Raw genomic sequence first — 13,066 nt, 5'->3', positions numbered from 1 at the left:
CGCGGAGCCGGCCGAAGGCGTCCCGGAGCGCGTCGGTGCCGCCGGTCGGGCGTGCCGTGGCGTCCGGTTCCGTGGCGGGCGGCGTCCTGGTGGTGGGCGCAGCGTCGGTCCGGGTCGTGCCGTTCGGTTCCTGGGCGGGTGACGGATCGGTCACGGTCGTGCTCCTCGTCGGTTGCGGTGGGGCGTTCGGGGGGTGGAGGTCTGCGGGGCCGCGCGGACGGCACGCTCGAGCTCGTCGAGGGCCGCTGCGCCGTCGCGGAGCGCACGGTCGTCGGTCGTCCGGCCGCCCACCAGGACGGCACCGACGGCGGGGTCGGGACGACCGGTCGCGCGGGCCGCGGCACGGACGACCTCGTCGACGTGCGCACCGCGGGGGAGCCCGAGGCGGTGCCCGACCCGTCGGAGCGCTGCGAGCCGCAGGGTGTCCAGCGCGTGCGTGCGGTCCCGGGTCCTGGCGTAGAGGCGTGCGCGCCCTTCGGTGGTCTCGGAGGCGCGGACGACCACGGGCATCCGTTCCACGACGAGGGGCCCGAGCCGGCGACCGCGCCAGACGCCGGCCGCGACCGCGACGAGGCCGAGCAGCAGCAGGGCGCCGGGCACCCACGGCGGCGCGAGCGAGCCGATCGTCGGCGCGGCGTCGGCCGACGTCCGGGTCGGCGTGTACCAGACGAGCCGGTCACCGGAACCGAGCAGGTCGAGTGCGAAGGCGGCGTTGCCCGCGGTCGTGATCGTGTCGTTCCGCAGCGCCCCCGTCGTGCCGACCAGGGTGACGTCGCCGCCGGGCGTGGCGGTCCGGACGATGCCGGCGACGCGGTCGTCCCCGCTGCCGGTCGTGGCGCAGAGGTCGGTGCCGGACGGGACGGGGCCGTCCGACGGCGGGCGGTAGCCCTGGCCGCTCGTGGTGATGCGCTCGGCGGCGGCGACGGCCGGGACGGCGCACCCGGTGGTCGCGACGGTGTCGTCCCCGAGCACGGGGCCGGCGGCGACCACGTCGAGGCCCAGGGCGTCGAGTGCGGCCTGGTCCGTGGTGACCAGGACGACGTGCTCGGCCGAGCGACCGAGTCGGCGGGCGACCCCGGCGTCGAGGGCGCCGGCGGAGTCGTCGACCAGGACCGTCGCACCGCGGAGTGCGTCGCCGTCGAGGCCGTCCACGCGGTCGACCACGTCGACCCGGGTGCCCTGCTGTTCGAGCACCCGGACGAGCGCCCGCGCACCGCTCGCCGTCGTCGAGGTCGGGTCGAGCGGCTCGCGGGACGGGTCGGTGGAGGACTGCACCGCCGCGGTGAGCCCGGCGAGCAGCAGGCCGACGAGCACGATGACGACCCAGAAGGCGACGCGACCGAGCCTGCCCGGGGCGCGGACGACGCGGGTCGCGGTCGCGGCGGCGCTCACGTCGACACCGCCGGTGCGACCGCGGGTCGGGCACCGCGGACCGTCGCCTCGGTGTCGATGACCGAGCGTGCCGTGGCCTCGTCGGCCTCGGTGCCGAGGTACCGGACGTCGTCGAAGGCGCGCGCTGCCCGGTCGATCCGGTCCGCGTGGTCGGGGAACCACGGTGCCGCGCGGCCGGCGACGGCCCGTGCCGTGGCGCCGGGGACCTCGCGCACGAGGTCGCGTTCGGCGAGTCCGCGCGCGACGGCGCGGTACCCGTCGAGGACCGCGGCGGACCAGTCGCCCGCGCGCAGGGCGGAGCGGGCGGCGTCGCCGAGCTCGCGGGCGGACCGGACGTCGTCGGCGTCGAAGACGCTCCCGTCGTCGGACCGCGCGGTGCGGGCCCGCCGACGGGGGAGACCGCGGGCGACGACCACGAGCACGACGACCGCCACGAGCACGACGACCGCGATCCAGAGCACGGACTGCCCGAGGACGGGGGAGTCCAGCCCGCCGCCCGGGCGGAAGGACCCGAGCCACTCGAGCACGTGGCGCGAGGCCCGGTCCCACCAGGTCGCGCGCGCACCGTCGTAGTCGGCTCGCTCGAGCTCGCGTTCGAGCAGTCGACGTGCCTCGTCCGGACCGAGCGTCACGAGCCGCCCGGCCACGGTTGCCCCGGCCACTGCTGCGACGGCTGCTGTGGGCCGGGCCACTGCTGCGTGGGCTGCTGCGGGCCGGGCCAGGGCTGTCCGGGCCCCTGCTGTCCGGGCCAGGGCTGTCCGGGGCCCTGCTGTCCGGGCCCCTGCTGACCGGGCCACGGCGGGCGGGCGACGGCGGGCGCCGGTGCGAACGGGTCCGACGGGTCCCCGGTGTCCAGGTGCGCGGCGATCCGCTGGTCGAGCGCCTCGGTGCGGATGCGGCGGTCGAGGGCGAGGAAGGTCAGGACCGAGGCGCTGAGCACGTCGGTGACGCACTGCACGGCGATGGACAGCAGCGCACCGAGCACGATGGCCACGACGGCCCCGACGCCCACACCGGCGGCCGCGCCCGTCTGCCCGAGCGGGTCGAAGGCGCCGATGGCCAGGACCGTGCCGAACGTGAGCGGGATCGACGCGATCGACCCCGCGATCCCGAATGCGACCTGGACGAGCAGGACGATGCCGAAGGTGCGCCAGAACGCCCCGCGGGTGAGTCGCCACGACTGCGCCGCTGCCGAGAAGACGCCCCGGCCCTCGAGGGCGATCGTGGGGACGGTGAACGCGAACCTCGTCGCCAGCCAGGCGACCACGACGAGTGCGCCGAGGGCGAGCAGGAAGAACGCGCCGATGAAGCCGCCGATGCCGGAGCGACCCGCGACCAGACCGGCCGCGATGCCGACCACGAGTCCGCCGAACACCGCGCCGAGGACCAGGCCCGCGGCGAGCTGCAGCAGGATCCACGCGAGGACCGGCCACCGCCGACCGGCGAGGAGCGCCCAGAGGCCGCGGAAGCTCGCGCGGCGCCCGAGCACGCGCTGCCCGGTGTCCGCCGCGACCGGCGCGACGAGGAAGGCCCGGCCCAGGTAGGCCAGGAAGGGCAGCCCGACCGAGAGCACGAGGAAGAGGGTCACGGACCCGGCGACGACGTCCCCCGCGCCGCTCCCGCCGGCCTCGACCGCCGACGACATGCGCGCCTGCAGCGACTGCTGCCCGAAGGTGCTCGCCAGCGTCGCGAGGAGCCCGAGCACACCGCTGAGCAGCAGGCTCCAGAGGAGCAGGACGCGCGGGTTCCGCCGGAACACCGTGAACGCCCCCGCGAGCACGTCGCCCAGACCGAGCGGACGGAGCGGGACGACCGGGCGCTGCGCCGGCGGTCGCTGCGGACCGGGACCGGGACGCCCGGGGCCGGCGTGCTGCTGCCAGCCCTGCTGGGCCGGCCACGGCTGCTGCCCCGACCACCCTGCGGACGACGGCTGCCCTGCGGGGTGGGACGGGCCTCCCGTCCGGTCCTCGCCCCCACCGGATCCCGGAACCTGCCAGTCGGCCATCGCCGCCCCCTCGTCGTGCTCGTGTCGCGCAGCGGAACGCGCGACCGTGCACCCATACTGTCGCAAGATCCCGGTGCGACGGGTGCTCGGCTATCGTGACTGTGGGTGCCGGCTCTCGGCACCGCCGCCCGTCCCACGGAGTCCATGCACATGACACCGCGCATCCTCGTCGTCGACGACGACCAGGCCCTCGCCGAGATGATCGGCATCGTCCTCCGTTCCGAGGGGTACGACCCGGAGTTCAGCGCCGACGGCAACGACGCCGTCGAGACGTTCCACAGCACGAAGCCCGACCTCGTGCTGCTCGACGTCATGCTGCCGGGGATCGACGGCATCGAGGTCTGCAAGCGGATCCGCGCGGACAGCGGCACCCCGATCATCATGCTGACGGCGAAGGGCGACACCGCCGACGTCGTCGCCGGCCTCGAGAACGGTGCCGACGACTACGTCGTCAAGCCGTTCAACCCGAAGGAGCTCGTCGCGCGCATCAAGACGCGGCTGCGGCCGACGGCGGGGGACGCGTCGGTGCTGCACGCGGGCGACCTGACCGTCGACGTCGCCGCGCACGAGGTCCGTCGCGGCGACACGGTGATCGCGCTCACCCCGCTCGAGTTCGACCTGCTCCGCGCGCTCGCCGAGAAGCCGAACCAGGTCTTCACCCGCGAGATGCTCCTCGACCAGGTCTGGGGCTACCACTACAAGGCGGACACCCGGCTCGTGAACGTCCACGTGCAGCGGCTCCGCGCGAAGATCGAGCACGACCCGGACAACCCGAAGATCGTCACCACCGTCCGCGGTGTCGGCTACCGGGCCGGAGGAGCCTGAGCACCGTGCCGTCGGCGTCGTCCGGTACCGCGGCGGGCGGGGGCGCACCGCGGGCCGGCCGCGGGTTCCCCGGTCGCGCCGCCCGTGTGCGGCGTCGGCTCCGCCGCTGGCTCCGTCGCGGGTGGTACGCGGTCGCCTGGCTGTGGCGCCGGTCGCTCATGGTGCGCAGCGTCGCGATCACCGTCGCGACGACCGGCCTCGCGGTCGCCGTCATCGGTACCGCGGTCATGATCAGCATCTCGAACAACGTCTACGCGCAGCGCCGCGACCAGATCGAGTCCGAGTCGGCCCGGGCGACGATCGTCGCGCAGGGCATCTTCGACGCGGCGACCGCGGCCGAGGACAACAACCAGACCGAGCTGGAGACCCTGCAGAGCGAGGCGCAGCAGGCGATCCTCTCGAACACGACGAGCCCGGGCGGCACGAGCATCGCCATCGAGCGGACGCCCGGCCAGTCGACGCCCCAGACGCTGCAGAACCTCGCGAGCCAGGGCTTCCCGGACGCCGTGATCACCGACGAGCTCCGGCGCGAGGTCGGGAAGGACACCGGGCGACTGAGCCTGCAGCCCGTGCAGCTCGACGACGGCGGCCGCCGCGAGCCGGGCCTGGCCGTCGGGTCCGTCCTGCAGGTCCCGAGCGCCGGACAGTACGAGCTCTACATCGTGTACGACCTGTCCGACGCGCAGCAGACCCTCGACTTCGTGTCACAGACGCTGTCGGTCGGCGGCGTCGCACTCATCGTCCTCATCGCGCTCGTCACCTCGCTCGTGGTGCGGCTCGTCGTCGTGCCGATCCGCGGTGCCGCCGAGACGAGTCGCAAGATCGCCGCCGGCCGGCTCGACGAGCGCATCCCGGTCCGGGGTCACGACGACATCGCGATCCTCGCGCGCAGCTTCAACGACATGGCCGACGCGGTCAGCCGGCAGATCACCCAGCTCGCCGAGCTCTCCCGCGTGCAGCAGCGCTTCGTGTCCGACGTCTCCCACGAGCTCCGCACGCCGTTGACCACGATCCGGCTCGCGGGCGACATGCTCTACGACTCGCGGCACGCCTTCGAGCCGTCGGTGAGCCGGTCCGCCGAGCTCCTGCACGCACAGGTCGAGCGCTTCGAGCTGCTGCTGGCCGACCTGCTCGAGATCTCCCGCTACGACGCCCAGGCGGTGCAGCTCGACACCGAACCCGTCGTGCCCGCCGCGCTCGCCGCCGACATCGTCGAGGAGTTCCGCCCGCTCGCCGACCGTGCCGGCGTCGACCTGCAGCTCGTCACCCCCGGCGGCCACACCACGATGCAGCTCGACGCGAAGCGCATCCGGCGGATCCTGCGGAACCTGGTCGGCAACGCGGTCGAGCACGGTGACGCGAAGCCCGTCCAGGTCGTCGTCGACAGCGACTCCCGGTCCGTGGCGATCGCGGTCCGTGACCAGGGCGTCGGGATGCCACCGGAGGACGCAGCGCGGGTGTTCGACCGCTTCTGGCGCGCCGACCCGAGCCGCAAGCGCACCATCGGCGGCACCGGCCTCGGTCTCGCGATCTCCCTCGGGGACGCGAACCTGCACGGCGGTCGGATCGACGTGTGGTCGCGCCCCGGCGAGGGCTCGACGTTCGTGCTGACCCTGCCGCGTGGCGAGTCGCTCGGCACCGCGACCTCCGCCATCCCGCTGCCCGAACTCGACGAGACCTACGACGGCCCCCGCGCCGTCCGGGGGGAGGACTGATGCGCGCACGACTCCGGACCCTGGTGGTGGTGACGCTCGCGGCGCTCTCCGTGGTCGCCCTCTCGGCGTGCGCGGCGATCCCGACGGGTGGCGGCGTGCGTACCGGGCAGTCGGTGAAGGACGAGGCGATCTCCGGCTTCGAGCTCCGCCCGGACCGACCGGTCGCCGGCATGGACCAGACCGCGATCCTGCGCGGCTTCGTCGCCGCCGGCACCGGCGCGCAGGACGACTACGGCACCGCCCGCGAGTTCCTCGCCACGGGGTTCGCCGAGAAGTGGAACCCGCGCCGCGGCGTCACCGTCCTGCAGGGCAGCGGCGCGATCGAGCGGGTCGCCGACCGCGAGCTCACCTACACGCTGACCGCCAGTGCGACCGTCGACGCCGACGGCGAGTACACCCAGGCGGTCCGGCCGACGACGTCGACCCTGACGTTCCAGTTCGTCCGCGAGGACGGGGAGTGGCGGATTGCCTACGCCCCGGACGGGATCATCCTCACGCCGGTGAGCTTCGAGTCGCAGTTCCAGCAGCACGCGCTCTACTTCTTCGACCCGACGTACCGCTACCTGGTGCCCGACGAACGGTGGTTCCTCGCCCGGTCGTCCACGAGCACCCGCATCGCCAGTGCGCTGCTGGCCGGGCCGTCCGACTGGCTCAAGGGCGCCGTCGTGTCGGCCTTCCCGGAGGGGACGCAGCTCTCGCTCAACGCGGTCACGATCGAGAACGGCTCCGCGCTCGTCGACCTGTCGCGCGACGCCCTCGGTTCGAGCGGCGAGGACAAGGCGCGCATGCGCGAGCAGCTGACCCGCTCGCTCGCGTCGGTCGCCTCGGTGTCGTCCGTCTCGATCACCATCGAGGGGGCGACCTTCGCCGAGCCGGAGCAGCAGGACGCGACGGCGCGTCTCAACCCCGACGTCGACCCGCGACCGCTCGTCGACCGCGACGACGAGGTCGGGTACGCGACGGGCAACGGTCGGGTCGCGGCCCTCGGCGGCGACGCGAGCACGACGATCGCCTCCCTCGACCCGGAGTCGTTCTCGCTCTCCACGTCCGGCACGGTCGCCGCGGTGGGCAACGCCAGCGGCGTGGTCGTGGTCCGCGGTCGGGACGCGCTCCGCATCGACGCGACCGACGGACTGGTCCCGCCGACGCTCGACGACCTCGGCTTCGTCTGGGTCGGCAGCGGTGACGACACGAGCCGGGTGACGGCGTACGGGCTGGGTGGCGACCCGCACGAGGTCGCCACGACGCTGCCACGCGGTCGGCTCGTCTCGTTCCAGGTCTCCCGCGACTCCACACGGGCGCTCGCCCTCATCGAGACGGGCGACGGGCCCGCCCTGTACGTGATGGCGATCGTCCGCGGCAGCGACCGCACGCCGACGGGCCTCGGCTCGCCGGTGCGCGTGCAGGCGACCACGGGTGACGCCGTCGGTGCGGCCTGGGTGAACGACAGCGACGTCGTGTCGGTCGGGCAGACGGAGGCCGGCCCCGAGGTCGTCCGGTCGACGGTCGGCGGCCAGTCGACGACGTTGCCGAAGCCGGACGGGACGGCGTCCTCGGTGGCGGGCGGCAGCGGCGGATCGGTCCTGCTGCGCATGGCGGACGGCACGGTCCTGCAGTCCACCGGCGGCCGCTGGGACACCACGGGGGTCACCGCGGACGTGCTCGGTACCCAGCGCTGACGCGGCACGCGCCGCTCCTGCGGCGCGGCCGCCCCTGCGCGGGTAGCAGGGTCGTCCCTGCACGCGCGGCACGGCCGTTCCTGCACGCGCGGCGCGACCGTCCCTGCACACGCGGCGCGGCCGTTCCTGCACACGCGGCGCGGCCTGGAGGCCCGTCCACCGTCCGCCGCGACGGCCCACCTCGGCGGTGTGCCGGCGCCACGATCGACCCGTGTCCCGGACCGACCCGCGCCGCCGCACCCGCGCTGCCGGCGCCCCTCCCACCGCCCCTGCCACCGCACCGTCTGCCTGGTCGGACGCCGTCGCCGCGGTGCTCGGACTCGTGCTCCCCGTGGCCTGCGTCGGGTGCGGTGCGCCGGACCGCGCGGTCTGCCGGCCCTGCCGTGACGCACTCGACGCCGAGCCGCAGCGACGCCGGCTGGTCGCGGGTGTCCGACTCGACGCGGCCTTCGCCTACCGGGACACCGTGCGGGCCCTCGTCCTCGAGCTGAAGCTCCGTGGCCGGACGGACCTCGTGCCGGTGCTCGCGCCACGGTTCGGCGCGCTCGTCGACCGGGCACTGGCCGACGTCCCGGGAGCGCTGCTCGTCCGCGTGCCGCCGTCGCCTGCCGGGGCGCGGCGACGGGGGTTCGACCCGGTCGTCCTGCTGCTCCGCCGCGCGGGTGCTGCGCGTGGGCGGGCCCGTCGCGCGCCGCGCCGGGCACTCCGGCGAGTCCGGGGGCGGGTCCCCGCGGACCGGCCCGGCTCCCGGGCCACGACGCGCGTCGCGCACGGCCAGAAGGAGCGGACGGCACTCGAACGGGTCGAGGCGACGGTGGGCACGCTCCGTGCGGCGCACGTCGCGGGTCGGGACGTCGTGGTGGTCGACGACGTGGTCACGACCGGCGTCACCATGGCCGAGGCGGTCCGCGCGGTCCGTGCGGCCGGGGGTCGCGTGGTGCGGTGCGTCGCGCTCGCCGAGGTCGAGGAGTGACCGCTCGGGCCGCACCAGGACGGGTCGTACGCCGGCCCCGCGGGTGCGGCGGCTGGTCGGCCGGGTGGACGCCGGGTGGACGCCCGGCGACGCCTGAGCGTCGGGTGGGTGTCCGGCGCGACCCGCCGGTGGGCGGTGACGCCGCTCGGGCCGGGGGTCTAGCCTCGCGGCAAGGCGTTCGGGATCGCCGGATGGAGGCGACGCGCCGAAGTACGGATGGGAGCCGCCACATGGACGTGACGATCACGGGCCGGAACGTCGGGGTCACCGATCGATTCCGCACCTACGTGGAACAGAAGTCCGAGAAGATCGACGTGCTCGCCGACCGCGCCCTCGCCTTCGAGGTGCGCCTCAGCCGCCACAACGAGAAGGCCGGCGGCGCCCAGGGCGAGGACCGCGTCGAACTCACCCTGATCGGACCCGGGCCCCTGGTGCGGGCCGAGTCCGCCGCCTCGGACAAGTACGCGGCGTTCGACCTCGCCTTCGCCCGCATCACCGAGCGCCTGCGTCGGGCACGTGACCGCCGCAAGGTGCACCGCGGTCGCCACCGCCCGACCTCCGTGGCCGAGGCCGCCGGCACCGGGTTCGAGCACATGGATGTGACGCCGGCCGACGGACGGCTCATCGAGACCGTCGCGACCGGTGCCGTCCCCGTGGTCGAGGAGTCGCACGACGAGGACGTCGAGCCGTACTCGCCCGTGGTCATCCGGCAGAAGGTCTTCACCGAGGCCCCGATGACCCTCGACGACGCGCTCTACCGCATGGAGCTGGTCGGGCACGACTTCTACCTCTTCGTCGACGCCGAGACCCGGCGCCCGAGCGTCGTCTACCGCCGCAAGGGCTGGGACTACGGCGTGATCGGCATCGACGACGGGAGCGCGGACGGCAGCACCGCCGACGCCGACGCCGTCGGATCAGCGGCCGTCGCGTAGCGCACCGTCGCCGTCCAGCGGGTGCGTGCGGTCCTCGTCGGACCGTGCGCACCCGCTGCCCTCGTCGGCCGTCCCTGCTCGGTGCACCGCCCGTCTCCCAGCGCAGCGCTCCGGCGGGTTGCTAGCATGACTGGCTGTTCGGATCGCGCAGGTCGCGCGCGACGACCCCGTAAGGAGCTCACGTGGCAAACGTGCTGGAGAAGGTCCTCCGCATCGGCGAAGGACGGACCCTCCGACGGCTGAAGGCGTACGCCTCGGCCATCAACGACCTCGAGGACGACTTCGCGAGCCTCACCGACGAGGAGCTCCAGGACGAGACGAAGGAGCTCCGCGAGCGGTACGCCAACGGGGAGTCCCTCGACGACCTCCTGCCGGAGGCGTTCGCCGCCGTGCGCGAGGCAGCCAAGCGCACCCTCGGCATGCGGCACTTCGACGTGCAGCTCATGGGCGGCGCGGCCCTGCACCTCGGCAACATCGCCGAGATGAAGACCGGTGAGGGCAAGACCCTCGTCGCGACGACCGCCGCCTACCTCAACGCGATCCCGTCGCGCGGCGTGCACGTCATCACGGTCAACGACTTCCTCGCGTCGTACCAGTCCGAGATCATGGGGCGCGTCTTCCGTGCGCTCGGCATGAGCACCGGCTGCATCATCGCGAACCAGTCGCCGGCCGAGCGCCGCGAGCAGTACGCGGCCGACATCACCTACGGCACGAACAACGAGTTCGGCTTCGACTACCTGCGCGACAACATGGCGTGGCAGGCCTCCGACATGGTGCAGCGCGGCCACTACTTCGCGATCGTGGACGAGGTCGACTCGATCCTCATCGACGAGGCCCGCACGCCGCTCATCATCTCGGGGCCGTCCTCGGGCGAGGCGAACCGCTGGTTCACCGAGTTCGCGTCGATCGCCACCCGCCTGATCCCGGGCGAGGACTACGAGGTCGACGAGAAGAAGCGCACGGTCGGCGTGCTCGAGCCCGGCATCGAGAAGGTCGAGGACTACCTCGGCATCGACAACCTCTACGAGTCGGCGAACACCCCGCTCATCTCCTTCCTGAACAACTCGATCAAGGCCGTGGCCCTGTTCAAGAAGGACAAGGACTACGTCGTGATGAACGGCGAGGTGCTCATCGTCGACGAGCACACCGGTCGCATCCTCATGGGCCGGCGCTACAACGAGGGCATCCACCAGGCGATCGAGGCGAAGGAGGGCGTCGAGGTCAAGGCCGAGAACCAGACCCTCGCGACCGTCACGCTGCAGAACTACTTCCGCCTGTACCAGAAGCTCTCCGGCATGACCGGTACCGCCGAGACCGAGGCGGCCGAGTTCATGTCGACCTACAAGCTCGGCGTGGTCCCCATCCCGACGAACAAGCCGATGCAGCGCATCGACCAGACCGACCTCGTCTACAAGAACGAGAAGGCGAAGTTCGAGCAGGTCGCCGTCGACATCGCCGAGCGCCACGAGAAGGGCCAGCCGGTCCTCGTGGGCACCACGAGCGTCGAGAAGTCCGAGTACCTGTCGAAGCTCCTCGCGAAGAAGGGCGTCAAGCACGAGGTCCTCAACGCGAAGAACCACGCCCGCGAGGCCGCGATCGTCGCGCAGGCCGGTCGACTCGGGGCCGTCACGGTCGCCACGAACATGGCCGGCCGCGGTACCGACATCATGCTCGGCGGCAACTCCGAGTTCCTGGCCGTGCAGGAGATGCACGCCAAGGGCCTGTCCCCGACGGAGACGCCGGAGGAGTACGAGGCCGCCTGGGACGACGTCTTCGCCCGCGTCAAGGCCGAGATCAAGGAAGAGGCCGACAAGGTCCGCGACGCCGGCGGGCTGTACGTCCTCGGTACGGAGCGCCACGAGTCGCGCCGCATCGACAACCAGCTCCGAGGTCGTTCCGGTCGTCAGGGCGACCCGGGCGAGAGCCGCTTCTACCTGTCGCTGACCGACGACCTGATGCGCCTGTTCAACTCCGGTGCGGCCGAGAGCCTGATGGGCCGCTCGAACGTGCCGGACGACATGGCGATCGAGAACAAGCTGGTCAGCCGGGCGATCCGGTCCGCCCAGGCGCAGGTCGAGGGCCGCAACGCGGAGATCCGCAAGAACGTCCTGAAGTACGACGACGTCCTGAACCGCCAGCGCGAGGCGATCTACAGCGACCGTCGTCACATCCTCGAGGGCGACGACATCAACGACCGTGCGCAGTCGTTCCTCAAGGCCGTGATCGACGACGTCATCGACACGCACACCGGCGAGGGCTCCCCGGACGACTGGGACCTCGACGCGATGTGGACCGAGCTCGGCACGCTGTACCCGATCTCGATCTCCATCGACGAGGTCATCACCGAGGCCGGTTCGAAGGGCAAGGCGACGCGCGAGTTCCTGGCACGCGAGATCCTGTCCGACGCCAAGCTCGCGTACCAGCAGCGTGAGGAGCTCCTCGGTGACGAGGCCATGCGCGAGCTCGAGCGCCGCGTCGTCCTCTCGGTGATCGACCGTCGTTGGCGTGACCACCTGTACGAGATGGACTACCTCAAGGACGGCATCGGCCTCCGCGCGATGGCACAGCGCGACCCGCTGGTCGAGTACCAGCGCGAGGGCTACGCGCTCTTCCAGAGCATGATGGGCCAGATCCGCGAGGAGTCGGTCGGGTACCTGTTCAACCTCGAGGTCCAGGTGCAGTCGGACGGCGACAACGCGGTCATCGAGGCGAAGGGGCTCGGGGAGTCCGAGGCCACCGGGCTCGAGTACTCGGCGCCGTCGATCGACGGCGAGGTCGAGGTGCGCGACGAGCGCGGACGCCTGGAGCAGGCCGCCACCGCTCGCGCGCAGCGCGCGCAGGCCGAGGCCGAGGCAGAGGCCGCCGGCCCGGAGCAGGGGTCGGCGTTCGGCAACGCGGCGACCGCCTCCGGTCAGGCCGCCGCGGGGAACCGCGCGGAGCGTCGTCAGGCCGCCAAGAAGGGCTGACGCCCCACGACGACGGACGGGATCAGAGCACCCCGATCGCGGTCGCTCGCCAACGCCCCTGCCGCAGCTCGAGCCGGAGCGCGACGGCACGCGCGTGGCTGCGCGTGTGCACCACCACGGCTGCCTCCGCGACGCCGGGCGCCGGCTCGCAGACCCGGACGCTCCCGACCTGCAGGATCGGGCGGGCGCGGGACCGTCTCCCGATCGACCGCGCTCGAGCGCCGAGGGCGGCACGCTGCAGCAGGTGCCGCTGCACGTCCTCGGTGATCCAGCGCGCGATGCTGTCGACCTCGCGCCCACCGGTCAGGACCTCGACGACGCACAGCCCGAGTGCCCGCGCCGTGTCGGCGACGTCCGGTGTCGCCGTCGTGGTCGTGGTCTCGGACGACGTCCCGGCCTCGGCGCCGTCCGCGACCTCGGGGTGGCCCCTGCCCGCCGCCACGAGCTCCCGGTGCTCGGACTCGCTCCTCGGTGTCGTCCCGGTCACCGGGGCGAGCGTCCGCGGTACCGGTCCGCTCTGGTCGTCCGCCGTGATCGGACGCGCTTCTCCTGCCGCCATGTCCCCTCCGGTCCCGAGCG

General features: G+C 73.3%; 10 protein-coding genes. 6 read left to right on the top strand and 4 right to left on the bottom strand.

Translation table 11 applies throughout. The annotated features are described in order from the left end of the window. Positions 1-150: 150 nt before the first annotated feature. Genes M3677_RS00195 through M3677_RS00185 form a run of 3 tightly spaced genes read right to left on the bottom strand, consistent with a single transcriptional unit; the run spans position 151 to position 3,397 of the window. Positions 151-1,392 (bottom strand): DUF4350 domain-containing protein, encoded by a 1,242-nt coding sequence (locus tag M3677_RS00195; RefSeq protein ID WP_251159495.1) that lies wholly within the window; start codon positions 1,390-1,392, stop codon positions 151-153. Further along, the gene (locus tag M3677_RS00190; protein ID WP_144411323.1) at positions 1,389-2,024 is read right to left on the bottom strand and encodes a DUF4129 domain-containing protein; all 636 of its coding nucleotides are present in this window, start codon (positions 2,022-2,024) and stop codon (positions 1,389-1,391) included. The genes M3677_RS00195 and M3677_RS00190 overlap by 4 nt, the downstream gene beginning before the upstream one ends. Beyond that, positions 2,021-3,397 (bottom strand): glycerophosphoryl diester phosphodiesterase membrane domain-containing protein, encoded by a 1,377-nt coding sequence (locus M3677_RS00185; RefSeq protein WP_251159494.1) that lies wholly within the window; start codon positions 3,395-3,397, stop codon positions 2,021-2,023. Before M3677_RS00185 ends, M3677_RS00190 begins: the two co-directional genes overlap by 4 nt. A gap of 150 nt (positions 3,398-3,547) precedes the next feature. On the opposite strand from M3677_RS00185, the gene mtrA reads away from it, so the two are divergent. The 6 genes from mtrA (at position 3,548) to secA (ending at position 12,487) form a co-directional block, all read left to right on the top strand. Next, positions 3,548-4,222, top strand: a complete 675-nt coding sequence (gene mtrA / locus M3677_RS00180) for an MtrAB system response regulator MtrA (RefSeq protein WP_066658387.1) — start codon at positions 3,548-3,550, stop codon at positions 4,220-4,222. A 5-nt stretch (positions 4,223-4,227) separates the two neighbouring features. Next, positions 4,228-5,937 carry an MtrAB system histidine kinase MtrB gene (gene mtrB / locus M3677_RS00175; protein ID WP_251159493.1) on the top strand — a complete coding sequence of 570 codons (1,710 nt, stop codon included), beginning with the start codon at positions 4,228-4,230 and terminating at the stop codon, positions 5,935-5,937. Then, the gene (locus tag M3677_RS00170; RefSeq protein WP_066654971.1) at positions 5,937-7,616 is read left to right on the top strand and encodes an LpqB family beta-propeller domain-containing protein; all 1,680 of its coding nucleotides are present in this window, start codon (positions 5,937-5,939) and stop codon (positions 7,614-7,616) included. The genes mtrB and M3677_RS00170 overlap by 1 nt, the downstream gene beginning before the upstream one ends. A gap of 211 nt (positions 7,617-7,827) precedes the next feature. Beyond that, positions 7,828-8,589, top strand: coding sequence for a phosphoribosyltransferase family protein (locus tag M3677_RS18260; RefSeq protein ID WP_251159492.1), 762 nt, complete (start codon positions 7,828-7,830; stop codon positions 8,587-8,589). Between the two features lie 230 nt (positions 8,590-8,819). Then, positions 8,820-9,521: a ribosome-associated translation inhibitor RaiA gene (gene raiA / locus M3677_RS00160; protein ID WP_209685224.1), complete on the top strand. Its 702-nt coding sequence runs from the start codon at positions 8,820-8,822 to the stop codon at positions 9,519-9,521. A gap of 182 nt (positions 9,522-9,703) precedes the next feature. After that, positions 9,704-12,487, top strand: coding sequence for a preprotein translocase subunit SecA (gene secA / locus M3677_RS00155; protein WP_209685226.1), 2,784 nt, complete (start codon positions 9,704-9,706; stop codon positions 12,485-12,487). A 22-nt stretch (positions 12,488-12,509) separates the two neighbouring features. Here secA and M3677_RS00150 read toward each other — a convergent pair whose 3' ends face one another. Continuing rightward, positions 12,510-12,974 (bottom strand): Rv3235 family protein, encoded by a 465-nt coding sequence (locus tag M3677_RS00150; RefSeq protein WP_251159491.1) that lies wholly within the window; start codon positions 12,972-12,974, stop codon positions 12,510-12,512. Between the last annotated feature and the right edge of the window lie 92 nt (positions 12,975-13,066).

It is taken from the genome of Curtobacterium sp. P97 (assembly GCF_023712445.1).
Taxonomy (GTDB): domain Bacteria; phylum Actinomycetota; class Actinomycetes; order Actinomycetales; family Microbacteriaceae; genus Curtobacterium.
The sequence above is the reverse complement of the archived record's forward strand: the minus strand, read 5'-3'. Positions and strand labels throughout refer to the sequence as shown.

Bases quoted from the DNA above. Each gene is read 5' to 3' on its own strand.
- raiA (WP_209685224.1), top strand. From the start codon at position 8,820: ATGGACGTGACGATCACGGGCCGGAACGTCGGGGTCACCGATCGATTC.
- M3677_RS00170 (WP_066654971.1), top strand. From the start codon at position 5,937: ATGCGCGCACGACTCCGGACCCTGGTGGTGGTGACGCTCGCGGCGCTC.
- mtrA (WP_066658387.1), top strand. From the start codon at position 3,548: ATGACACCGCGCATCCTCGTCGTCGACGACGACCAGGCCCTCGCCGAG.
- M3677_RS00185 (WP_251159494.1), bottom strand. From the start codon at position 3,397: ATGGCCGACTGGCAGGTTCCGGGATCCGGTGGGGGCGAGGACCGGACG.